We start from the raw sequence: 23,629 nt of genomic DNA, 5'->3' as shown, positions 1-23,629 counted from the left end.
ATCAAATGTTATTAGACGAACTAATGGAAAAATTAGATGAAAAAAAGGATCGAATTATTGAGATTCGCCGTTATCTTCATGAACATCCAGAGCTTTCTTTCCATGAAGAAGAAACGGCAAAATATATTCGTGATTTTTATAAAGAAGTTCCTGTTGATTCAGTAGAGACAAACTTCGGTGGTGAGCGTGGTGTCGTTATTACCATTAAAGGGTCGAGACCAGGAAAAACGATAGCGATTCGTGCCGATTTTGATGCCCTACCAATCAAGGAAGAAACAGGGCTGCCTTTTGCATCAAAAAATGAAGGTGTTATGCATGCTTGTGGTCATGACGGTCACACAGCCTATATGTTGGTATTAGCTGAGACATTAGCGGAGTTTAAAGATCAATTAACAGGTACGATTAAAGTCATTCATCAACCAGCAGAAGAAACACCTCCAGGCGGAGCAATCGGAATGATTAAAGCAGGCGTACTTGATGGCGTAGATGCCATCATTGGGATTCATGTCATGTCTACCATGAAAACAGGCCATATTTATTACCGAAGCGGAAACACACAAACAGGAAGATCCTATTTTAAATTAGTTGTTCAAGGGAAAGGCGGTCATGGTTCTTCACCTCATTTAGCAAACGATGCGATTGTGGCAGCAAGTTCATTCGTCATGAATGTACAAACCATCGTTAGTCGCCGGATCAACCCATTTGATACAGCTTCGATTACGATTGGGAACTTTGATGGAAAAGGGACATTTAATGTAATCAAAGATGCGGTTACGATTGAAGGAGATGTTCGCACCATGTCTCCTGAGACGCGAGATACCGTCGAAGCTCAAGTTCGTGCCTTTGCAGAAGGATTAGAAACATCATATGGAGTAAAATCAATTTTTGAATATAACAATGACTATCCTGTTCTATATAATGATCCTGAAGTAACAGAACAGGTACGTCAAGCTCTAGAACAAGCATCCATTCCAGAGGTAGAGGCTGTTTTGGAAACACCACCACAGCCGCCTTCAGAGGATTTTGCTTACTACCTTGAAAAAGTACCAGGATGTTTCTTCTATGTCGGTGCTGCTCCTGAGTCAGGTGAAGCATACTCACATCATCATCCTAAATTTGATATCAATGAAAACAGCCTTATCATTAGTGCGAAAGCGATGGCTGCCGTTGTAGCTTCTTACTGTGATGGCAATGAAACTTAAGAGGATTTGCTCTGAATTAAAAAGGCATTGGTAAAAAGTTTACCAATGCCTTTTTTGTCTAATACACCAGGAAAGTGCAATAAGGTTTTTCTTTGGGCTTTAGCCCTTAGAAAAATCAATCAGGCTCCGCGTGACTACGCCTCTGTCTTCGCCTTTAAGGCTCGCCAATCGGCGAGTTTTTTTTATTGGGTACAGAATTAACGAAATCTTTTTGTGGCATTTACATTACATACACATTAGATGATTAAAATAAATATAATATCTATCCAAAGTAGGAGAGCCAGCTAATGAACAGACAGATCTCTTTTCAGCTAAATTCAGCAAATGAATCAAATATTTTCATATCCTATTTAAAGAATTTAAACGAGAGAAGAAAGAAAGAGGTTTTATATTACCGAAGGTTGAAGGAATTGCGAAAAATAATGAAAACCCATGCTTTAAATACATTTTTCCAGCCAATAGTAAAGCTAAAATCAGGGGAAACGATTGGATATGAGGCATTGAATCGGCCCACTGATCCTCATTTATTTTCAGATACTGAAAAATTTTATGAATTTGTTGGCCAATCGAACCAAGTATTTTTATTTGAATGCTTTTGTAGGAATCTATCTCTTAACCGTTTTATTAGTAGAAATAAAGGCTGTGTACATCCGTCCCCTCCTTTACTTTTTATTAATATTCACCCCTTTGTTTTACTCGATTCAAAATATCAGAGTGGGGAAACACTTCAGCTTTTATCCGAGCTTGGGATTGAGCCTGAACAGGTTGTTTTTGAATTGACGGAGAGAACTGCGGTGACTGATTTTTCACTATTTGAGAAGGTTCTTTCAAATTATCGTTCACAAGGATTCCGAATTGCAATCGATGATGTAGGTTCCGGTTACAATAGTTTGAAAACGCTCATTTATTTAAAGCCTGAATTTATTAAACTAGATAAGTCGTTAATTCAAAATATTGATCAAAATAAGGAACAACAGCAATTGGTTCAATTACTTATCGATTATGCAAACCAAGCAAAGACAGAAGTTATCGCAGAAGGAATAGAAAGACTAGAGGATTTAACCTTTTTACGCGAACAAGGAATAACTTATGGCCAAGGATATGCTTTAGGGAAACCAAAAGAGGAAATCATTCAAGGAAACATACCATTTTTATTAAAGTTTACTTCATAAACAAGAAAAGAAAATCGCGTAGGTAGAAGGTGAAAGGATGGCAGCGTATATAGGTGAAATTGCGGAACAGGTACCATGTATTTCCCTAGATGCGATTAGTAAAACAGTACATACGATATTTAGTGAGAATCCTAGCATACATGGAGTGGTTATCGTAAAGAAAGAAGAACCAGTCTCCCTAATAACTAGAACAGACTTTTATGAAAAAATGGGTAATTTATATGGTTATAATCTCTATATGGGTAGGTCCATCAAATTAATCACAAATAAAAAACCTCTTATTGTAGATTATTTTCAATCGATTACGGATGTAAGTAATTTAGCTATGCAAAGGAAGGAAGAAGATCGGTACGATTATGTCATCGTTACGAGGGAGAAAAAATATATTGGCATTGTTAGCATTCAAAGATTGCTTATGAAATTAGTTGAGGTCCAAGTGGAATTTGCAAGCTTTTTAAATCCTTTAACAAGATTGCCAGGAAACCATGTGATTGAAAATAAGTTAAAAGAAGTGATTAATCAAGAAAAGTTCAGTATTCTCTATTTTGATATAGATCATTTTAAAACCTATAACGATACATATGGATTTAAAAAAGGGGATGACCTTCTTAAATCGACGGCAAACTTATTAAAAACAACATGTGAGAAAAATGGGTTATTTTTAGGGCATATTGGGGGGGACGATTTTATCGCCGTTCAAAATCATTATGATTATAAAGCGATATGTGAAGGAATCATTAAAGATTTTGATGAAAATATTAGGCGCTTTTATCATTCGAATCACCTTTCACAACAGTATGTTATCGCAGAAAATCGACAGGGAGTTACTGAGAAAATACCACTTGTATCATTATCTATTGCTATTGTCACGAATAAGTACGTTACATTCGAAAGCATGGAACAACTTTCAGAATATACAGCAAAAGTTAAAAGAAATTGTAAAATGATTAAAGGTAGTTGTTGCTTAGATAATATTATTTAAGTTAAGTGCTCACATTATGTTAATATCCATTATAGGTTATCGGAAAACTAAAAAGGCAAATGCTGTCCTAATAGAGGGAAGGAAAATCGCATATGACTATTTAAGGAGATCAATAGGGGATAAGGAGAGGAGAAAATTTAGTGGATAAGTCAACTAAAGAAGAAAGAAGTTCATTTAGATTATTACTTGAAATTTTTATCGTATCGACTAGATTAGGCTTTACCTCATTTGGTGGCCCTATTGCTCATTTAGGTTATTTTCATAATGAATACATTCGGCGAAGAAAGTGGATGGACGAAAAAAGTTATGCAGATTTAGTAGCGTTATGTCAATTCCTCCCCGGTCCTGCTAGTAGTCAGGTAGGGATTGGGATCGGTGTGATGCGCGCTGGAGTATTAGGAGGAATTGTCTCATTTCTAGGGTTTACATTCCCCTCTGTATTGGCACTAATAATCTTTGCATTGATTGTTCAAGGTTTTGATGTAAGTAATGCAGGTTGGATTCATGGCTTAAAAATTGTCGCTGTGGCTGTTGTTGCGCATGCGATATTAGGTATGGCTAAAAATCTAACTCCTGATTTAAGTAGGAAGGCCATTGCTTTGCTTGCATTAGTGGTCACTTTGTTGTGGCAAACATCCTATACACAGGTAGGAATGATCCTTTTAGCTGCACTTGTTGGCTTCTTGCTATATAGAAAGCAACAAGATGAGTCTGATGGGAGCGTTCACTTTCCAGTTACCCGCAGGTTTGCAACAATCTGTTTAGTCTTATTTTTTGGGTTACTCATCCTTCTTCCAATCTTAAGGGAGTTTACGGCATCTAATTGGATTGCTTTGTTTGACAGTTTCTATCGATCTGGTTCCCTTGTGTTTGGAGGGGGACATGTCGTCTTACCATTACTGGAGCGTGAATTTGTACCGACTGGCTGGTTGAGCGAAGAGGCGTTTCTTGCCGGATATGGAGCTGCCCAAGCTGTCCCGGGACCATTATTTACATTTGCAGCCTATCTAGGTGCTGTAATGAATGGGTGGACAGGAGGGATACTCGCAACAATTGCTATTTTCTTACCTGCATTTTTATTGATTTTAGGTACACTTCCTTTCTGGGATAGTCTTCGCCGCAACCCGAAGGTCAAGGGTGCTTTAATGGGCGTAAATGCAGCGGTCGTTGGGATCTTAATCTCAGCTTTTTATCAGCCTATTTGGACTAGTTCGATCCTAGCCCCTATTGACTTTGCTTTTGCGGCTATTTTGTTTAGTATGCTCGTTTATTGGAAGTTGCCACCATGGATTATTGTCGTAACAGGGGCCATAGGTGGGACACTTATGACATTCTTTTGATTATAATTTAAAAAATATAAGAGAAAAAACAAGTAGAGAAATTCGCTTCTCTACTTGTTTTTCTCATTCACAAATATTAACCTAAATCAATGACGACAGCTTTTGTCTTCGTATAGATTTCAATACCAGGGTAGCCGTGTTCAGCGCCAATTCCACTTTGCTTAAAGCCTGCAAGCGGAACAGCTGAGTTACTATTATAATAAGCGTTTACCCAAACAGTACCAGCATTAAGGGCATTGATTACTTTATGAGCTTTATTGATATCTCTAGTATGAACACCAGAAGCAAGACCATACTCTGTTAAGTTTCCACGCTCGATGACTTCATCGACATCATCAAATGGAAGGATAACTAGGACCGGACCAAAGATTTCTTCTTTAACTGCTCGGCAGTTTTCATTTAAACCGGCAATGATTGTTGGTTCTAAATAATACCCATCGGCAAGGCTGCTCTCAGCTGGAGCTTTGCCGCCAACTAAAACTTGTCCGCCTTCTTGTTTCGCAATCTCAATATAGTTCGTGACGCGGTCATACTGTTCTTTTGAAACAAGCGGCCCCATTTCCGATGATGGGTCAAAAGGATCCCCGACTTTTAAGTTTTTTGCCATTTCCACTAAACGATCGGTTACTTCTTGATAGACCGCTCTTTCCACATAAACGCGGGAACCAGCAGCGCAAACCTGACCTTGGTTCATTGTAAAACCTAGAAACGCATTTTGAGCTGCTTTTTCAATATCTGCATCGGCAAAAATGATATGTGGCGATTTGCCTCCCAATTCTAAAGTAACTTTCTTCAAGTTATCGGCTGCTTTACGCATAATTCCTTTTCCGACAGAAGTTGAACCAGTGAAGGCAACTTTGTCAACATCAGGATGGCTTGTTATTGCTTCACCTGTCGTACTTCCGGGGCCAGTAACGATATTAACAACTCCATCAGGGAAGCCTGCTTCTTTAATTAATTGTGCTAAGTATATCGACGTTAAAGACGTAAATTGAGATGGTTTTAAGACGGATGTATTTCCAGCTGCTAAAGCTGGAGCCAATTTCCAAGCTGCTCCTAAGATTGGGAAATTCCATGAAGTAATTTGGCCACAAACGCCAATTGGCTGTTTAACGGTGTACGCATGTTTATTCCCACCGGAAGTTAATGTCATTGTTTCTCCATTTAATTTCGTTGCCCAACCTGCGTAATAACGGAAATGATCCGCAGCACCTAATACCCAGCCATGACGTGAAAGACTTTCAATACTGCCAAAGTCAATTGTCTCGAGGTAAGTTAATTCATCTACATGCTCTTCAATTAAATCCGCAAGTTTATTAATTAACCTCGTACGTTCAGCAGGAGAATACTTTGACCATGGCCCCTTGAAGGCTGCCTTTGCAGCTGCAACAGCTTTATCTACATCTGTTTGCCCAGCTTCGTATACTGTTGCAATTACTTGACCATTTGCAGGGTTGATAGATTCAAATGTTTTCCCTGACGCAGAGGCAACAAACTCGCCATTGATAAACATTTTTTTTGGCTCGGATAAAAACCTTTTCACTCTTTCTTGCACAGAATCTAGTACTTTTTCCATTTCATTCATCTCCTTTAAAGTAATAATGTTTAACTAAATGCAATTAATGAATAATTGCAAACGCTTTCAGTTTAATAGGGGAGCTTTTCCCTATCATTACAATATATTATTTTGTATAATTAAAATATTCCCAATTTTCTAAGTAATACATCCCTAAAAAGGAGTGATAGGATGACTTTTTCTCAAACTCTTGATCATAAAATTCAGAAATTGAATGATCTCACCAGTCACGAAGAACAATTGTATACTATTCTTAATGTTTATATGGAACTTTTTCCCGTATTGGATTCCTATTTATTTCGCTATTCTCCCTTGGGGTATTTAGCAGAGGGAATACTTGCAATTGTTCCTAGTGGATTAATACATATTCGTGATATGAGAGATGATGTAAGGTCGTTGCCAATTATTCACTCGGCGATTCATGAACGAAAGGCCAAGTATTCTTCCGGAATTGACTTTTTTAAGCAAACAAATAGTAAATACATGGTCACTGCAAAAAATAATTCAATTGCTGTTACTCCAATATGTATCGATTCCGTTGTCATCGGATATATTTGTACGACTGAGTTTAAACAAAAGGCGAATATAGAGAAAGAAATGTTGTCCCGTTTCACACTTTTCGGAAAATCAATTGGAAAAGTATTTGTTCGCTCAGCTAATCGTCAGCCATCACAGCTTTTAAGCAGACGGGAATTAGAAGTAATGAGAAGGGTTTCATGGGGTGAAACGACAAAAGAAATCGCGAGTGTATTGGGAATAAGTGAACTTACAATCCAACAATACGTTCAATCTGCTGTCAAAAAACTAGGAGTGCAAAATCGCCTTCATGCGGTAGCTGAATTAATTAGAAAGGGAATTCTTCATTAGAAAAAGCGAGACTGAGATTTTCTCTAATGGTTTAAGAGATGAGAATTGAGGAGTTATAGAGGCGCTATTAAATTTGTGAGAGAGTGTAAAAGGACACTCTCTCACAAGTTTTATTTCAAGTCTTCAATCGAATTAATCTCGACATACTCTGGCACAATCAGTCCATTCTTTGTTCCATGGAGATTTCTACCAAGGTCAACAAAGTCATTTTTATAGGTATTATAAAATTGAACATGCGTAGTTGGAAGCCATGCCCCAACCATCCCATCTGCACTTCCATTGGCTACACCAGCAAACATAGGCCCAACTTCAACTTGGCTTAACGTCACATCATAACCATGTTGCTGAAGGACTTTGCCAACCACATAAGTACTCGCAATTTCTGAGTCCCAAGCAACAAAAACAAGATTAATCGGTTCTCCTCTTCCTGATTGGGCACCGTTTGTCCATTCAGAAACTTTATCAGGATTGGCATCAATCCACTTTTCAGCCGCTTCAGTTGAATTCATTCCATCTGCAATATCGACCATTACTGATTCCATATCACTTGGTTCCCAATAAAATTGATCAAGGATTGTGTAAGCACCAGGTGCATCCTGTTCCAGACCTTTTCTTACAATTGTATGAATCTCTTCAGCGCCGCCAAATGATCCTTTCGGGTCGTCGAGATATTTCAAATCAAACTTGGAGAACATCCAATGAGGTGTCCATCCAGTGATAATGATTGGTTTTTGATTCATATAGGCTTTCTGCAGTTCAGCAACCATGGCTGCAGATGAGCCTTCAAGTAACGTCCAAGCACCTAATTCGTAATCATCTAGTGCGGTTTTTGTCAAGCCCATCAACCCAGCTCCAGGTTCAATCCCAACAATTTTATAGTCGGTTTGAGCACCAATACTGTTTTCATCCCCATCGATAGGAGCCGTACGATCGGGAATCGCTACAACAAGAGCAGTACCCAAAACAAGTAAAGCTAAAATAGAAAAGGCTATTTTGGGCTTAATCACATGTCCATAAGCTGGTTTTCGTAAGTTTTGCGTGATACGGTCAAGAATGATCGCGATGAAGACGATCGATAATCCAGCTTCAAAGCCTTGTCCAACGTCAATTTGACTAACCGCTCGGTAAACATCTGCTCCAAGCCCAGGTGCCCCAACTAATGAAGCTGTAACAACCATCGATAGAGCAAGCATAATACTTTGGTTAACCCCTGCCATTATCGTTGGCGTAGCCAAAGGTAATTGAACTTTAAACAATTTTTGACTGGTCGTTGCACCAAAAGCATTTGCTGCTTCAATTAAATCTTTAGGCACTTTCTGAATACCAAGGTTCGTCATCCGAATTGTTGGTGCAATCGCGAAAATAAAGGAAGCAATAATTCCTGGTACGACTCCAATCCCAAAAAATAAAATAGCTGGAATTAAATAAACAAATGCAGGCATCGTTTGCATAAAGTCTAAAATAGGTGTAACGATTCTTTGCACAGTTTTCCTTTGCGCACACCATATTCCCAAAGGAATCCCAATAATAATCGTAAGCAATCCTGATAATAAAACAATTCCAATTGTTTGAATACTTGAATCCCAATAACCGAGATTAGCAATCAATAGTAAACTTAGTAACGTGAAAACTCCTAATGGCCATTTGCTTGTATAGGTAACCAAAAGAGTTAGGACGAGAATTAAGACGATGGGAGGGCCTACACTTAATACGTCCACGATAATGTTCAATAGACCATCGATTAAATTGGTTATAAAGATAAACAGCCCAGCCCAAGCAATGGTTAGCCATGCGACAAAAGAATCTACCCATGCTCCTAACGGAATTTTAGGAATCCCCATTTAATTAGTCACTCTCCAATTCATTCAAAGAATCTTTATTTCCTGTTAAAGCACCAATGACGGCCCCACGTATTACAATTCCTTTAAATCTATCTTTTTCATCTATAACAGATATTGGCAAGCTCGATGTTGCGATCACATCCATAAGATCGGCAAGTAATGTATCTTCTGTAGCCGTGGGGATATCCGTTGTCATGGCTTCGGCAATGGTTAGGTTTTGGTCAATGGCCTGTCGTGCTTGTTCAGCAGTAATCGCGCCCAATAGCTTATTTTTACGGTCTACAATAAAGATACTGGAATAACCTTGGTTTCTCATAATTTCTAACGCAACCCTAGGTCCTCGGTCTATACTGATTTTTTCTCCTCGCTTCATTACATGTGAGGCTGTTATGACTTTCGATAAATCAACATCTTCAACAAACTTCTCAACAAATTCATTTGCGGGCTTAATCATAATTTCTTCAGGTGTTCCAAGTTGAATGACACTGCCATCTTTCATCAAGGCAATTCGATCACCAATTCGCAGTGCTTCATCTAAATCATGAGTGATAAAAATAATCGTTTTCTTGTATTGTTCTTGAATACCAATTAATTCATCCTGCATATCTTTGCGAATTAACGGATCAAGAGCGCTGAAGGCTTCGTCCATCAAGATAATATCTGTATCGCTTGCAAGAGCTCTAGCCAGACCTACTCTTTGTTGCATCCCACCGCTCAATTGTGATGGAAATTGATGTTCATACCCCTTCAAACCTACCGCTTCTAAAGCCTGCATCGCTTTTTCACGACGTTCCTTAGGAGCTATCTTTTTGATTTCCAGCCCAAATTCAGCGTTTTCTAGAATCGTTTTATGGGGAAAAAGGGCAAAGTTTTGAAAAACCATACTGATTCTTTTTTGTCTAGTTTCCCGTAATCTTGCGACATTCATCTTAACGATATCTTCATTTTTTATTAGGATTTCTCCAATTGTAGGGTCAATCAACCTGTTAAACATCCGAATTAACGTTGACTTCCCGCTTCCAGATAAGCCCATGATGACAAAAATTTCACTGGGATAAATTTTGAAACTAACATTATTAACACCAACCGTTAGTCCCGTTTCTTTTAAGATTTCTTTTTTTGATTTGCCTTGTTTCAGTAAATCTATGGCAGCTTTAGGAGATTTGCCAAAAATCTTTGAGACATTCCTGACTTCTACGTATGGATCCACCACATCACCTCATTTTATTAATTGCCTATTTCCGATTTAGTTTTCCCTATTTGGATACCAGTATGAAGGTGAAAATAATATAAATCTTTTGATACTGCCATTATGGAGATAGACAAAGAATAAGTGCCTGACCCCCAGTATAGTAACGCTTTACTTGAGTGGGGGTCAGGCACTTATTCTTTGATTTTTATAAAAGGCCGAAGGAAATAACTTGCCACTTTTAACGGGTCAATGGTTTTCGTATGGAATAATTTTTCACCCCAATATCCTTGTAGTGATCGGATGATTCGATCTAATCCATCATTGGATAATTGCTCCATCGTTCTCCTTAATACTAGGGAATTTTCATAACTTTGGCGAAGGGGTTTCATTAACTCTTCATACTTGCCTAGTCCGCATAAATCATAGGCTGCATAGACTCCGCTTAAGATCGAGGCATACTGTCCAAAGCCCATAAATGGCATCATCGTTCCAAAACAATTGCCAACGTAAAAAGTATTTCCCACACGAGCCGACTCGCAGATTCCGATTGGATAGCGAGTGATTTGGAACTGGTCTGTTACCGGTAAGTCTTGTTTAAGCTGAGAGCGAACCTTTGGGTAAAATCCGTCCCATAGCTCGTTAATATCGACCTCTGCATTTTCAGGTAAATCTGGAATGGCGATCGAAATATTTGCTTCTCTATCTGAATAAGGAATAAAAAAGCAGTATCCGTAAGGAGCAAAGTCGTAATCGATCCAGGCCATTACAGTATAGCGGTCAAATTTCCCTTCAACGGTTATTCCTTTAATCGAAACGGTAAAATCTTCTCTGAAGTTTCTCGTTTCCTTGGCGTAAGCTCCGTCTCCAGTTGCCATGACTACATGTGAATATGTACTTAGCAATTGTTCATACGTTTTCTCTGAGTTAAAATGAATGGTTGATTTCGTTTGTCTCGCTAATTGTGATTCATACGAATCTTGTTCTCTACCACGAATATTTGAAAACCCTAGATGACCTTCAATTATTGCTTTTTCATGTTTAGAAAAAAGCACCATTTTTTGTATGCTTGCAGTCGGATTTAGATAAACTCCATATTCCTCCGACAATGATGCGATACAATCGTGGACTGGTCGCGTAAAAATAGACAACAGAACCTCGCCGTTCACAAATCGATCCCCAACTTTATTTCGTTTTTCAAATATTGTTGGGGTAATTCCATTTTTTTCAAGAGTAATGGCACATGCTAAGCCAGAAAGTCCGGCTCCCATAATAGCGATGTCCAATTCATATACACCACCTAAACTGGTTTATATAATAAAATCATCTCCTAATGGGTAGAAAAGATGTATCGTAAGGTGTAACGAATGATTAAGTACCTGAATGCCGCCTAAGCAAGGATTGAATCGTCTACACTTAACTGGACAAAATGAAAGGGACTTTTCCTTGCTAATCTTTTGATACTAGTTAAAAATTCCGAAAGTCTTTTAACAGCAATGGGGGAAACTACGTGGGACAATGTGAACTTTGCGGTCGAAATAACATTGAGACAACAGTGCACCATTTACTGCCAAAAGAGAAGGGTGGAACATTTGGGGAAACTGCAAATCTGTGCATTCCTTGTCACAAGCAAATTCATGCCCTTTATACAAATGAGGAAATTGCTGCGAGATTAACGACTATTCAAGATTTGCGAACAGATGAACAACTGTCACGCTTCATTAAATGGCTCCGCAAGCAACCACCTACAAAACTAATGAAGATAAAAAAATCAAATGAGAGAAAACGTAAACGAAGATGAAGAAATGTGTCTGATTTCCATTCAAGTACTGAGGGTATAGCAATTATAAGTGTTTTTTTAAAAAAAATAATTGTATTAATATACATCTACAATTATAATTATAATAATTCGTTGAAATTGTAGGAGAGATTGCTATGAAAAGAAAAAATATTATTATTATCGGTGCAGCAGGAAGAGACTTCCATAACTTTAATACTTACTATCGTAATAATGAAGAATATAACGTTGTTGCTTTTACGGCAACGCAAATTCCTGATATTGATGGCCGCAAATATCCAAGTGAATTAGCGGGCGAATTATATCCAGAGGGGATTCCGATTTATTCTCAAGATCAGCTTCCAGAGCTGATTAAAGAATTAAAAGTAGATGAATGTGTTTTCGCATATAGTGATGTGAGTTACGAACATGTGATGGGCGTTGGTGCGATTGTCAATTCAGCGGGAGCGAACTTCACATTGCTAGGGCCAAACAAGACGATGTTAAAAAGCAATAAACCGGTCATTTCCGTTTGCGCTGTGCGCACGGGAACTGGAAAAAGCCAAACGTCGCGGAAAATTATCGAAACATTACTTGAGCATGATTTAAAAGTGATCGCAGTGAGACACCCGATGCCATATGGCGATTTGAATGCACAACGTGTTCAGCGTTTTGCGACAGTTGAAGATTTACAGAAACATAATTGTACAATCGAAGAAATGGAAGAATACGAACCACATGTGGCTCGTGGAAATATTATTTATGCTGGTGTTGATTATGCAGATATTTTGGCAGCAGCTGAGAACGATCCGGCTGGCTGTGACGTTATTTTGTGGGACGGGGGAAATAATGACTTCTCGTTCTTCGAGCCTGATTTAGCTGTTACTGTCTTGGACCCACATCGCCCAGGTCATGAGCTTAAATACTACCCTGGCGAAGTATGTTTAAGAACAACCGATGTGGCCATCATTAACAAAGTGGATAGTGCGCCAGAGGAAGCTGTTCAAATCGTCGAAAATAATATTAAACTAGCAAATCCAAACAGCATAATCATTAAGGCTGAATCAACGATTACCGTTGATAATCGGGATATCATTGCTGGAAAACGCGTCTTAATCGTTGAGGATGGTCCGACGTTAACACACGGAGAGATGAAAATTGGCGCAGGGACAGTAGCAGCACAGCGTTTAGGTGCGAAGGAAATCATTGATCCACGTCCATTTGCCGTAGGTACATTGGTTGATACGTTTAATAAATATCAACATGCGGAAAACGTCCTTCCAGCGATGGGATATGGCGAACAGCAATTGAAGGATCTTGAAGAAACAATTAATAAAACAGATTGTGATGTAGTGATTATTGGTACACCAATTGATTTATCACGTGTTATTTCCATTAATAAGCCAACTACACGTGTACACTATGATTTAGATGAAATTAGTGAACCAAATCTTAACGATGTTTTAAAGGACTTTATTAAAGAACATAAGCTTGTATAAAACCGTAAAAAAGGATGCTTCGTGAAGCATCCTTTTTGCATACGGTTATTTTGTATAATTGTCAAAGTAACCTTGAATATAAACCATTGGTGTTCCTTTGTCTCCACTACCAGAAGTTAAGTCAGATAAAGAACCAATAAGGTCTGTTAATCTACGAGGAGTTGTACCTTGAGCTTCCATCGCACCGACTAAATCTTCATTTTTATTCTTGATATATTTGGAAATTTCTTGTTTCAACTCTTCTCCACGGAGATGAGAGAAGTTGTTATCTGCCAAGTATTTTAATTTTACTTCATTAGGTGTTCCATCAAGTCCTGCTGTGTAACCAGGGGATACAACTGGGTCAGCTAACTCCCAAATCTTTCCTACCGGGTCTTTAAATGCACCATCGCCATAAACCATCACTTCAATAGTTTTCCCAGTAAGTTCTTTTATTTTTGCTTGAATGCCATCAACGATTGGTTGGCAGTTATTTGGGAATAGTTTTACGCTGTCTTCAGTTGCTTTATTTGATCCAAGTAGACCGTAATCTTCATTAAAGCCACTGCCATCGATTGACTCTTTAAGGATATCATCAAGGCCATAAACTTTTTCAGCGCCATTATTCGTTAAAATGCGTCTCGTTCTAAAACGGGAGTGAATATCACAAGTTAATACATTTTTTGTATAGTCTAAAATCGTTTTCGGATTGTTTGAGAAGATGACCTCACAAGCTGCGCCTTCTTCTTCAATTAAACCTTTATAATATTCAATATAATCAACACCTGTAAAAGGATGTTTGTTACAACCGAAATGCTTTCGGAAGTCAGCTTCTGATAATACATCTGTCCAAGGGTTGATCCCTTTCACATCAAGTTCATCGATTTCTACTAGATGGTTCCCAACTTCGTCCGACGGATAGCTTAACATTAGAACGATTTTTTTCGCCCCTTTGGCAATCCCACGTAAGCAGTTAGCAAAGCGGTTACGGCTAAGGATTGGGAAAATAACCCCAATTGTGTCTTCACCAAATTTTGCGTTTACATCTGTTGCAATATTATCAATGGTTGCATAGTTTCCTTGTGCACGAGCGACAACGGATTCGGTTATTGTGATGATATCACGATCATCGATTGCATAACCTTCACCCTTTGCTGCATTTAGTACAGTATCAACAACGATTTGTTCAATATTATCTCCTTCGTTAATGATTGGTCCACGAAGTCCACGTACGACGGTTCCAACTAGTCTTTCCAATATGATCTCTCCTCTAATAAGAGTAAATTTAAAGAATTTAAATACGAATTTTAAGCTCTATGTTAATATAACCTTTAGAGGATTATAAGTAAAATTAATATTCTTAATATGTGATATAAGGGGAACTAATATGATTGGGAAATTGGATTTATATCGTATATTTAACGTAGTTAGCCGAAATAAAAGCTTTTCTAAAGCAGCACAGGAGCTATATATGACACAATCTGCTGTTAGTCAAGCCATCTCGAAACTTGAGAATGAGTTAGAAATACAGCTATTTTATCGGACATCAAAAGGCGTTGTATTAACAAATGAGGGAAAACTTTTAAACGAGCATGTGAATTCCGCCCTTGGAATGATTCACGTCGGAGAAGATAAAATTTTAGAATTTAAGACATTAAAAACAGGTCAACTGCGTATTGGCGTTGGCGATACAATTTCTCGTTATTATTTATTGCCCTATTTAGAGGAATTTCATTCAAGATATCCTGGGATCAAATTAAATATATTAAATGGAACGACAATGGAAATTTGCGATTTTATTAAATCTGGAAAAGTCGATGTTGGAATCTGCAATTTGCCAATCGATGAAGAACATCTTCAGGTGATCCCATGCAAAGAGATTCAGGATATTTTTGTCTGCGGAGAAAAATATAAAAAAATAACAGAAAAACCGATTAGCTTAGAGTATTTAATGAGGCTGCCGTTAATCTTTTTAGAAAAGAAGTCAAATTCACGAATATTTATGGAGAATTTCTTTGAGAAAAGGGGTTTTCAAATTTCCCCTGTATTCGAACTAGGATCGTATGATTTAGTTTTAGAATTTACGAGAATAAATCTAGGTATTTCCTGTGTAATAAAAGAGTTCTCGGAAGATTACTTAAAAAGAGGAGATTTGTACGAGGTAAAGTTAGAAGAGGAAGTTCCGAAAAGGAGTATCGGGATTTGTTATTTAAAAAATGTCCCTTTATCACGAGCTGCAAAGAAGTTTGTGGAAAGCATCAATCGTAGCTACTGATGGATGAGGGAGTAGTCCGAGAGCGGTGTTCATTCAGACAGAATCGCGAGCCGAAGGAGTGAATCTGTCTGAAAGAGGTGTTCATTCAGACAGAATCGCGAGCCGAAGGAGTGAATCTGTCTGAAAGAGGTGTTCATTCAGACAGATTTCTGAGTCAAGGGAGTGAATCTGTCTGAAAGGGGTGTTCATTCAGACAGATTTCTGAGTCAAGGGAGTGAATCTGTCTGAAAGGGGGTGTTCATTCAGACAGAATCGCGAGCCAGAGGGGTGAATCTGTCCGAAAGTGGTGCTCCTTCAGACAGAATCTTGAGTCGAAGGAGATAAGTTGTCCGAAAGAGGTGTTCATTCAGACAGAATCGCGAGCCGAAGGAGTGAATCTGTCTGAAAGAGGTGTTCATTCAGACAGATTTCTGAGTCAAGGGAGTGAATCTGTCTGAAAGGGGTGTTCATTCAGACAGATTTCTGAGTCAAGGGAGCGATTCTGTCTGAAAGGGGGTGTTCATTCAGACAGAATCGCGAGCCAGAGGGGTGAATCTGTCCGAAAGTGGTGCTCCTTCAGACAGAATCCCAAGCCGAAGGAGTGAATCTGTCGGAAAGTGGTGCTCCTTCAGACAGAATCCCGAGCCAAAGGAGTGAATCTGTCGGAAAGTGGTGCTCCTTCAGACAGAATCCCGAGCCAAAGGAGTGAATCTGTCCGAAAGAGGTGTTCATTCAGACAGAATTGCGAGCCGAAGGAGTGAATCTGTCCGAAAGCGGCCGTCCTTCAGACAGAATTGCGAGCCAAAGGAGTGAATCTGTCGGAAAGTGGTGCTCCTTCAGACAGAATCGAATCTGTCTGAAAGCAGCCGTCCTTCAGACAGAATCTCAAGTCAAAGGAACGAATCTGTCAGGAATGAAATTTGAGAAAAAATTAAATAGAAAATCAACTAAATATAGTAAGTATTACTTGACCCACCAACTTTTGTAAAGTTGCTATTTAAAACTCTGCAAATAGTCCTTTTGTCTAAATCAGTATTACACCATTCGTAAATTGTTTGTGTTGTTAACTTTCGTTCAGGAAAAAGAAAATGATATTCCTTTATAAGCCTAAGAATCGCGTGTCTGATTTTTTCATTTTCTCCGCATTTTCCGCAGACAAAATGATATTTTTTAATAGAGACTGAAAAACACTGGCAGATTTTACAATAAACTCCTTTCTTTGGCTTGTCATAATGATAGGTAGGCAAAATGATATATGGATTTTTTGGCTGGTGCAATGAAAGTAATTTTTGTGCTAGTTTTTTATGCCCATCATTTAGTTTAGATGGCGCTTGATTTAAATTTTTCATAAAACGGTTGATTTGGGTAGGGAAAATAACTGGCAGATCCATAGGGGCTTGATATAAGGTGAATTCAGAGTTAATAAAAATAATGGAGGCTTCAACAAGGTAATCTTCTTTTGTACTTTGAAGAAGTTGACGGAATAAAGTAGCACTTCTCTTTAGCTGATCGAGAGGATTTTTATATTCACGACCAGTTGTTACGGAATATAGTTTGTCCGATTCTAAGTAACAGTCTCCTTCAAAATTTTTAATATCGATAAGGTGAATCCCTCCTTGTGAAATAATTACTGAATCAATTTGAAAATAGGAGTTGTTCACCTGAAGAAGTAAGTCATTAATGATTAGCTTTTCTCCTTGTAGCCCTTCTAATAGTAGGTCAAATTTCACTTCCCCTTCATAACCTTTTTCAAGGTTAAAATAGCGGAAAGCCTCCTCTCTAGATAACTCCATGCGCGCATTTAAATACCTCAAAGATAATAATTCATCGGACTCAGACCTGCGTTTTAGTAACATATGCCACTTCCTTTCATCTTGGTTAAGTGTATTGTATCGAAAATAAATGAAATTACCGCAAAACAAATTGAATATTATGTTAACGACAAAGAATTGATTGTAAAAATTTAACTCCCCCATTAGGCCTTTAATCGGTTCACTTTATGGCATAACCCATAGAATGTACAAGAACCATTAGGGAGGTTAAGGTTTGACTAAGCATAAAATGATTAAAAGTAAGATGAGAAAAACGCTCCCCTTATTGAAGGATCCAATCCTTTCGCAGCATGTGCCGGAAACTCACTGGTTTTCTGAAGGGAAACTAAAGAAAATGTTGGAATCTTATTCATCCGTTTATGTTAAACCAAATCGTGGAAGAAAGGGATTGGGAGTCAGTCGTATTAGGCGAATCAGTGCATCAAAATATGAGCTTGCCTATGAAGATAAGAAAAAGACTCTTTCTTTTCCTGAAGTTGTTGACGAGTTAGTCGGTAGATTCGACGCTGACAAGTCTTATATTGTCCAACAAGGGATTGATTTAGCTACTTACAATGGGGGACCGTTTCACATCCGGATAGTGATGCAAAAGCCAATGAATCGCTGGGCGCTTTCGTTGACAGCGGCGATTGTTGCTAAGGAAAAAGACGCGGTAGTAACGAATGTAGCAAGAGGAAATTTGGAATTTACCGTGGGGCAGGTTTTAAAACATACAGATCAAAAATTGGATTCAATTCAAGTATTACGTGAATTAGTTGATTTATCACATCAAATTTCCTATTGTTTAGGTTCTCATTTTCCGTTTCGATTGCTCGGGTTAGATATGGGAGTAGACAAGGAGGGGAGGGTATGGTTGATTGAAGCAAATACGAATCCAGATTGTTCAGATCTTGAGAAAATAAATGATGCAAACACATACAAAAAATATCTTCAATATAAAAAACAGATATTTAAGAAAAAGACTCATAAACGAAAGAGGAGAAGATAGAAAAAGGTAATAACGTTAAAAAGCAGAGAAAGCCGCTGTATTACCATATTTGATAACATAGCGACTTTCTCATGTATTGAGTGTATCTAATGATCGTTATTAGTTTCGGATGAGATAATCGAATGCACCTAAAGCTGCAGTTGCTCCAGATCCCATTGAAATAATAATTTGGTTGTAGGCGCTGTCTGTACAATCTCCTGCTGCGAATACGCCAGGGATGCTTGTCGTTCCGCGCTTATCAACGATGATTTCACCGATACGGTTACGCTCAAGCGTACCCTCTAACCACTCAGTGTTAGGCACAAGTCCGATTTGGACAAATACACCTTGTAATTCAACATGATGCTCTTCACCAGTATCACGATCGCTGTAAGTAATGCCAGTTACATTATCTGTACCGGTTATTTCCTGTGTCGCAGCGTTCGTTACAACTGTTACATTTGGCAGGCTGTTTAAACGCTCTTGAAGGACTTGGTCAGCTTTTAATTCTGGTGCAAACTCAAGAACTGTGACATGCTTCACAATCCCAGCAAGATCAATAGCTGCCTCAATGCCAGAGTTACCTCCACCGATTACGGCAACATCTTTTCCTGCAAACAATGGACCATCACAATGTGGGCAATATGCGACCCCTTTGTTTTTAAGCTCTTGTTCACCAGGGACGTTAACATTGCGCCAACGAGCACCTGTTGAAATAATGATGGATTTGCTCTTAAGAACAGCTCCATTTTCAAGTTCAAGTTCAAATAACTCTTTCTTCTCTAAACGTTTTGCAAGTTGTAAGTCCATAACATCAATGTCATACTCTTTAACATGCTCTTCAAGAGCCTGTGCAAGTTTAGGACCTTCTGTCGCTTTCACACTGATAAAGTTTTCGATGCTAAGGGTGTCAAGAATTTGGCCGCCAAAGCGTTCTGCGACAATTCCTGTGCGAATCCCTTTACGTGATGCATAAATCGCTGCACTTGATCCAGCTGGACCACCGCCAACGACGAGAACATCGTAAGGATCTTTGTCAGCAAAATCCTCAGCGCTTAGACCTTCACCTATTTTAGCTAGAATTTCTTGAAGTGAAATACGGCCACCATTAAAGAACTCACCATTTAAGAAAACAGCTGGTACGGCCATTACATTTTTCGCTTCAACTTCCTCTTTAAATGCAGCGCCATCAATCATTGTATGCGTTATATTCGGGTTAAGCACACTCATGATATTTAGAGCTTGGACAACATCAGGACAGTTGTGGCAAGTTAGGCTGACATATGTTTCAAAGTGATATTCACCATCGATCTTTTTGATTTGATCGATCACACTTTGATCCACTTTTGGAGCCCGACCGCTAACTTGAAGCAATGCTAAAACTAAAGATGTAAACTCATGTCCTAATGGAATACCAGCAAATGTTACGCCAGTCTCCTCACCGATTCGATTTACACTAAAGCTCGGTGTTCTTCTTAGTTCTGCTTTTTCGACAGTGATTTTCGATGACATGGAAGCTAGCTCTTCAACAAGAGCTAGCATTTCCTTTGATATGTCATCTGAACCTACACTGACTTTGAGCAGAATGTCGTTTTCCAATAATTGAAGATACTGGTTTAACTGTGTTTTAATTTCTGCATCAAGTGCCATTTATAATCGCTCTCCTTAAATCTTTCCTACTAGATCAAGGCTTGGCTTAAGGGTTTCGCCGCCTTCTTCCCATTTAGCAGGGCAAACTTCGCCTGGATTGTTACGTACATATTGTGCAGCTTTGATTTTGTTAATAAGTGTGCTTGCATCACGGCCGATTCCGCCAGCGTTAATTTCAACAGCTTGGACAACACCATCTGGATCAATGATGAAAGTACCACGGTCTGCAATCCCTTCTTCTTCAATTAAAACATCAAAGTTGCGAGAAATTTGGTGGGAAGGATCCCCAATCATTGTATAAGTAATTTTGCCAATTGCTTCTGAGTGGTCATGCCATGCTTTATGTGTGAAATGAGTGTCTGTTGAAACTGAGTATACTTCAACTCCAAGTTCTCTAAGAGCTGGGTATTCGTTTTGAAGGTCTTCAAGTTCAGTTGGACAAACGAATGTAAAATCTGCTGGATAAAAGCATACGATGCTCCATTGGCCTTTTAAGTTTTCATCTGTTACTTCAACAAACTCACCGTTTTTGAATGCTTGTGCTTTGAATGGTAGTATTTCTTTTCCAACTAATGACATAATCGATCTTCCTCCTAAATTTTGTTTGTGAATTATTTATAGTATAAAGCAATTGCTCTATTAACTATAATAATTCTAAATATATATTAATTATTAAATAACATTATTTATTTGTCAAGCGAAAACAAACGGCTCTTTTTTAAAACAACCTTTTAAGAGCTCATTCTTCCACATCCAAATGGGGTAGTACGTAAGTCTATCGTCTTAAAAGACTAAACTCGATGGACAAGGTTCACTTGAGCTTTTTTAATATATGAGGGAATTGGTAAAATGCACCTTAAGCCCTAATTACTATTATACACATATAACCAATTTTTATAAATTTTTTGAACATGTAATTTTTATATGAAATAATGGTACCGATACATCTTTAAGTTTGGGGTCCAATAAAAGACTTGTAACGAACATTTCAAGTGAGGTCCGGAGGTTTTTTTATGGATTTATTCATTAATAAAATAAAAACGGGGTCTGGAAAACAATGGTTTTGGATAATCGTCACCAGTATTTGTTTTGCGGCTTCGATGTTATTTGTTTATAACAATGCTTTCTTGTATGAACGATCAATTGCAAAAGTGATTGAGGCGAATATCGAGGAATTGACCGAAGGAACCGATATGTATGGGAATTATGATCAACGCTTCACTCAACATCTGATTGCTCAAATAAAAAACGGCGAAGAGAGGGGACAGTTGATTCATTTAATAAATGAGTATTCTGCATCAGGTGGATTTGATCAGGGATACCGTGTTGGCAATGAATTATTTGTTTCAATTGACGAAAAGACAGAAATGGATTTAACGGGGGCAATCCTTGATGTAAAACGGGATAAATACATCATGCTTGTTGCTTGGTTGTTTATCATTACTTTGCTGCTTGTCGGAAAAAAGCAAGGGCTATTCTCAATTATCAGCCTCGTTATTAATGCTGTTTTATTATCATTTGCATTGGATCTTTACTTAAATACAACGAATATTAGTTTATTGCTAATCTGTAGCATAAGTGCAATTATCTTTACAATTATTTCATTATTACTTGTAAACGGGTTAAATGAGAAAACATATGCCGCGATTGTAGCGACGTTATTAGGAACATTTCTGTCGCTGTTGATTGCCTATGTTGTGATGTGGGTAACTTCAGGAAGTGGGCTGCGGTATGAAGATATGCAATTTATTACGCGCCATTATCAAACGGTGTTTATGGCAGGGGTGTTTATTGGTTCGCTTGGAGCGGTAATGGATGTAGCGATTACGATGTCTTCTTCCATCTTTAGCTTATATGAACAGAATCATAAAATTTCTGTGAAAGCATTGAAACTTTCTGGAATGGATATTGGAAAAGATATTATGGGGACAATGACAAATATTTTGTTTTTTGCTTATATTAGCGGTTCAATTCCAATGTTGATTTTGTATTTTAAAAATGCCTCTCCATTTTGGTTTACACTTTCAATGAATCTTTCACTAGAGTTGGCGCGGGCGTTAGCAGGTGGGATTGGGATTGTTTTAACGATTCCAATCGGTTTATACACGGCGATTTTCTTCGTTAATCGAAAGAGGTCAAGGGCATGAATGTATTAGTATTGCTGGCAATGATTTTATTTCTATTAATGGCTTTTATTGGTGGAAAAAAAGGAGTAAAGTCTTTTATTGCTTTATTTTTAAATTTTGCAGTGTTGCTTCTTGCTATTCTGTTTATGACAAATCCAAGTTTTGATCCAATCATTCTTACATTGATCGCTTGTGCAGTTATTAGTTGGATCAATTTATTTTACATTAACGAAGTAAACAGCAAGACGAAAACCGCGTTTATTTCTACGATTATTACCATTGTCATTTTACTTTTATTTATTGTGATGATAACAGAAATGGCGATGATTCAAGGATTTGGCGAAGAAGAATCAGAGGAAATGGGGATGTTTTCTTATTATATTGGCGTCGATTTTGTTAAAATTGGTGCTTCGGTAATCATTATGAGTACAATTGGGGCAATTATCGATACGGCGATTTCGATTTCTTCTCCTATGCGGGAAATCTATCATCACAATCCCCATATTAGTAGGAAAGAGTTGTTCACAGCTGGATTAAGTATTGGGAGAGATATTTTAGGGACGAGTGCAAATACGCTATTTTTTGCCTTCTTTGGCGGCTATTTGGCCTTACTTATTTGGTTTAAAGATTTATTTTATTCGGTCGGAGAGGTCGTAAATTCAAAGGTATTTACTGCTGAAATGATTACCATTCTATGTGCAGGAATGGGGGTAGCTTTGGTCATTCCGATTACCTCGGCAATTACTGCCTATTATTTACTGAAAACAAAAGACAAACAAGAGACGATTGAATAAACAGTTAAATCCAGCAGGAGTGACTGCTGGATTTAACTGTTTATCACAGCTTATTTTTTGTTATTTGATTGGTTTAAGCGTTACTTTTCAACTCTGGATCGCTAAATAAATCGAGGAAATCAGAACCTTTCATTTTTCGCTGTAAATAATCACGAAAGGAAAAGCAGGTTTTTACTTGTGGTTTATTGTAAAGGGATGAAACAAAGATTTGTAAACGGCCTTGAATCGTGAAGTAATAACGGTGATCAATGGTTAATACAGGGATTTCAGTCACTTTCAACTTCTGGCCAACCGCATTTTTAAATTCCAATGTCTTATATAACAAAATATCATCCTCTTTTTATGCTTTTATTGTTTATTATAACCTAATATATTGGAGAAACATGTCTAAATTATGAGAAATATTAAATAAAACTCTCGGATAGAGAAGAGGGGGGAATACGAGTAATAATGGATTATTGTGTAGGTATCATCATTAGTTATAAAATAGACCTCCAAATTACCGTACAATTTGAAGGTCTTTTTGCATTACGTTTTTACTAATTGCGATTGTTAACGGAACCCGTTAAATTTGTATCCCAT

20 protein-coding genes are annotated in these 23,629 nt (G+C 38.0%); 11 read left to right on the top strand and 9 right to left on the bottom strand.

Annotated elements, in window-relative coordinates; translation table 11 throughout:
* The first annotated feature begins 5 nt into the window (after positions 1-5).
* The 4 genes from GNT69_RS05220 (at position 6) to GNT69_RS05205 (ending at position 4,696) form a co-directional block, all read left to right on the top strand.
* Positions 6-1,202: a M20 family metallopeptidase gene (locus tag GNT69_RS05220; RefSeq protein WP_203553867.1), complete on the top strand. Its 1,197-nt coding sequence runs from the start codon at positions 6-8 to the stop codon at positions 1,200-1,202.
* 287 nt (positions 1,203-1,489) lie between these two features.
* Entirely contained in the window at positions 1,490-2,374 is an 885-nt protein-coding gene (locus GNT69_RS05215; protein WP_203553866.1) for an EAL domain-containing protein, read from the top strand.
* A gap of 37 nt (positions 2,375-2,411) precedes the next feature.
* Complete coding sequence (locus GNT69_RS05210) at positions 2,412-3,356, top strand: GGDEF domain-containing protein (RefSeq protein ID WP_203553865.1); 945 nt, start codon at positions 2,412-2,414, stop codon at positions 3,354-3,356.
* 140 nt (positions 3,357-3,496) lie between these two features.
* Complete coding sequence (locus GNT69_RS05205) at positions 3,497-4,696, top strand: chromate efflux transporter (protein ID WP_203553864.1); 1,200 nt, start codon at positions 3,497-3,499, stop codon at positions 4,694-4,696.
* 76 nt (positions 4,697-4,772) lie between these two features.
* Here GNT69_RS05205 and GNT69_RS05200 read toward each other — a convergent pair whose 3' ends face one another.
* Positions 4,773-6,272, bottom strand: coding sequence for an aldehyde dehydrogenase family protein (locus GNT69_RS05200; RefSeq protein WP_203553863.1), 1,500 nt, complete (start codon positions 6,270-6,272; stop codon positions 4,773-4,775).
* 171 nt (positions 6,273-6,443) lie between these two features.
* On the opposite strand from GNT69_RS05200, the gene GNT69_RS05195 reads away from it, so the two are divergent.
* Positions 6,444-7,139, top strand: a complete 696-nt coding sequence (locus GNT69_RS05195) for a helix-turn-helix transcriptional regulator (protein ID WP_203553862.1) — start codon at positions 6,444-6,446, stop codon at positions 7,137-7,139.
* Between the two features lie 110 nt (positions 7,140-7,249).
* Here the strand turns inward: GNT69_RS05195 and GNT69_RS05190 are convergent, their stop codons facing one another.
* The 3 genes from GNT69_RS05190 to GNT69_RS05180 form a co-directional block, all read right to left on the bottom strand.
* Positions 7,250-8,980 (bottom strand): glycine betaine ABC transporter substrate-binding protein, encoded by a 1,731-nt coding sequence (locus tag GNT69_RS05190; RefSeq protein WP_203553861.1) that lies wholly within the window; start codon positions 8,978-8,980, stop codon positions 7,250-7,252.
* A 4-nt stretch (positions 8,981-8,984) separates the two neighbouring features.
* A complete protein-coding gene (locus GNT69_RS05185; protein ID WP_203553860.1) occupies positions 8,985-10,190 on the bottom strand; it encodes a betaine/proline/choline family ABC transporter ATP-binding protein in 1,206 nt (401 codons plus the stop codon).
* Between the two features lie 173 nt (positions 10,191-10,363).
* Positions 10,364-11,455 (bottom strand): NAD(P)/FAD-dependent oxidoreductase, encoded by a 1,092-nt coding sequence (locus tag GNT69_RS05180; RefSeq protein WP_239094017.1) that lies wholly within the window; start codon positions 11,453-11,455, stop codon positions 10,364-10,366.
* A gap of 224 nt (positions 11,456-11,679) precedes the next feature.
* Here GNT69_RS05180 and GNT69_RS05175 point away from each other — a divergent pair, with 224 nt between their 5' ends.
* Positions 11,680-11,970 (top strand): HNH endonuclease, encoded by a 291-nt coding sequence (locus GNT69_RS05175; protein ID WP_203553859.1) that lies wholly within the window; start codon positions 11,680-11,682, stop codon positions 11,968-11,970.
* 134 nt (positions 11,971-12,104) lie between these two features.
* Positions 12,105-13,445, top strand: a complete 1,341-nt coding sequence (locus GNT69_RS05170; protein ID WP_203553858.1) for a cyclic 2,3-diphosphoglycerate synthase — start codon at positions 12,105-12,107, stop codon at positions 13,443-13,445.
* Between the two features lie 45 nt (positions 13,446-13,490).
* On the opposite strand, the gene GNT69_RS05165 is transcribed toward GNT69_RS05170, so the two are convergent.
* On the bottom strand, positions 13,491-14,681 hold the full coding sequence (locus GNT69_RS05165; RefSeq protein ID WP_203553857.1) for a coenzyme F420-0:L-glutamate ligase: 1,191 nt from the start codon (positions 14,679-14,681) through the stop codon (positions 13,491-13,493).
* A 130-nt stretch (positions 14,682-14,811) separates the two neighbouring features.
* Here GNT69_RS05165 and GNT69_RS05160 point away from each other — a divergent pair, with 130 nt between their 5' ends.
* Positions 14,812-15,699 (top strand): LysR family transcriptional regulator, encoded by an 888-nt coding sequence (locus tag GNT69_RS05160; protein WP_203553856.1) that lies wholly within the window; start codon positions 14,812-14,814, stop codon positions 15,697-15,699.
* Between the two features lie 926 nt (positions 15,700-16,625).
* On the opposite strand, the gene GNT69_RS05155 is transcribed toward GNT69_RS05160, so the two are convergent.
* Positions 16,626-17,534 (bottom strand): nuclease-related domain-containing protein, encoded by a 909-nt coding sequence (locus tag GNT69_RS05155; protein WP_203553855.1) that lies wholly within the window; start codon positions 17,532-17,534, stop codon positions 16,626-16,628.
* 190 nt (positions 17,535-17,724) lie between these two features.
* Here GNT69_RS05155 and GNT69_RS05150 point away from each other — a divergent pair, with 190 nt between their 5' ends.
* The gene (locus GNT69_RS05150; protein ID WP_203553854.1) at positions 17,725-18,498 is read left to right on the top strand and encodes a YheC/YheD family protein; all 774 of its coding nucleotides are present in this window, start codon (positions 17,725-17,727) and stop codon (positions 18,496-18,498) included.
* A 99-nt stretch (positions 18,499-18,597) separates the two neighbouring features.
* Here GNT69_RS05150 and ahpF read toward each other — a convergent pair whose 3' ends face one another.
* Together ahpF and ahpC are read right to left on the bottom strand one after the other, a co-directional pair.
* Positions 18,598-20,127, bottom strand: a complete 1,530-nt coding sequence (gene ahpF / locus GNT69_RS05145) for an alkyl hydroperoxide reductase subunit F (protein WP_203553853.1) — start codon at positions 20,125-20,127, stop codon at positions 18,598-18,600.
* Positions 20,128-20,142: 15 nt separating this feature from the next.
* On the bottom strand, positions 20,143-20,706 hold the full coding sequence (gene ahpC, locus GNT69_RS05140; RefSeq protein WP_203553852.1) for an alkyl hydroperoxide reductase subunit C: 564 nt from the start codon (positions 20,704-20,706) through the stop codon (positions 20,143-20,145).
* Between the two features lie 434 nt (positions 20,707-21,140).
* Here ahpC and GNT69_RS05135 point away from each other — a divergent pair, with 434 nt between their 5' ends.
* Both GNT69_RS05135 and GNT69_RS05130 read left to right on the top strand, forming a co-directional pair.
* Positions 21,141-22,274 (top strand): YibE/F family protein, encoded by a 1,134-nt coding sequence (locus GNT69_RS05135; RefSeq protein WP_203553851.1) that lies wholly within the window; start codon positions 21,141-21,143, stop codon positions 22,272-22,274.
* Complete coding sequence (locus GNT69_RS05130; RefSeq protein WP_203553850.1) at positions 22,271-23,047, top strand: YibE/F family protein; 777 nt, start codon at positions 22,271-22,273, stop codon at positions 23,045-23,047. The genes GNT69_RS05135 and GNT69_RS05130 overlap by 4 nt, the downstream gene beginning before the upstream one ends.
* Before the next feature lie 73 nt (positions 23,048-23,120).
* Here GNT69_RS05130 and GNT69_RS05125 read toward each other — a convergent pair whose 3' ends face one another.
* On the bottom strand, positions 23,121-23,372 hold the full coding sequence (locus GNT69_RS05125; RefSeq protein ID WP_203553849.1) for a DUF2535 family protein: 252 nt from the start codon (positions 23,370-23,372) through the stop codon (positions 23,121-23,123).
* Positions 23,373-23,629: the final 257 nt, after the last annotated feature.

Origin of the sequence: Bacillus sp. B15-48, from assembly GCF_016879755.1 — a bacterium.
GTDB lineage: Bacteria > Bacillota > Bacilli > Bacillales > Cytobacillaceae > Mesobacillus_B.
The sequence above is the reverse complement of the archived record's forward strand: the minus strand, read 5'-3'. Positions and strand labels throughout refer to the sequence as shown.

What these genes read in the sequence shown, in the direction of transcription:
- GNT69_RS05130 (WP_203553850.1), top strand. Translation starts at nt 22,271, where the DNA reads ATGAATGTATTAGTATTGCTGGCAATGATTTTATTTCTATTAATGGCT.
- GNT69_RS05195 (WP_203553862.1), top strand. Translation starts at nt 6,444, where the DNA reads ATGACTTTTTCTCAAACTCTTGATCATAAAATTCAGAAATTGAATGAT.
- GNT69_RS05135 (WP_203553851.1), top strand. Translation starts at nt 21,141, where the DNA reads ATGGATTTATTCATTAATAAAATAAAAACGGGGTCTGGAAAACAATGG.
- ahpC (WP_203553852.1), bottom strand. Translation starts at nt 20,706, where the DNA reads ATGTCATTAGTTGGAAAAGAAATACTACCATTCAAAGCACAAGCATTC.
- GNT69_RS05190 (WP_203553861.1), bottom strand. Translation starts at nt 8,980, where the DNA reads ATGGGGATTCCTAAAATTCCGTTAGGAGCATGGGTAGATTCTTTTGTC.
- GNT69_RS05220 (WP_203553867.1), top strand. Translation starts at nt 6, where the DNA reads ATGTTATTAGACGAACTAATGGAAAAATTAGATGAAAAAAAGGATCGA.
- GNT69_RS05155 (WP_203553855.1), bottom strand. Translation starts at nt 17,534, where the DNA reads ATGTTACTAAAACGCAGGTCTGAGTCCGATGAATTATTATCTTTGAGG.
- GNT69_RS05200 (WP_203553863.1), bottom strand. Translation starts at nt 6,272, where the DNA reads ATGGAAAAAGTACTAGATTCTGTGCAAGAAAGAGTGAAAAGGTTTTTA.
- GNT69_RS05170 (WP_203553858.1), top strand. Translation starts at nt 12,105, where the DNA reads ATGAAAAGAAAAAATATTATTATTATCGGTGCAGCAGGAAGAGACTTC.
- GNT69_RS05215 (WP_203553866.1), top strand. Translation starts at nt 1,490, where the DNA reads ATGAACAGACAGATCTCTTTTCAGCTAAATTCAGCAAATGAATCAAAT.
- GNT69_RS05160 (WP_203553856.1), top strand. Translation starts at nt 14,812, where the DNA reads ATGATTGGGAAATTGGATTTATATCGTATATTTAACGTAGTTAGCCGA.
- ahpF (WP_203553853.1), bottom strand. Translation starts at nt 20,127, where the DNA reads ATGGCACTTGATGCAGAAATTAAAACACAGTTAAACCAGTATCTTCAA.
- GNT69_RS05210 (WP_203553865.1), top strand. Translation starts at nt 2,412, where the DNA reads ATGGCAGCGTATATAGGTGAAATTGCGGAACAGGTACCATGTATTTCC.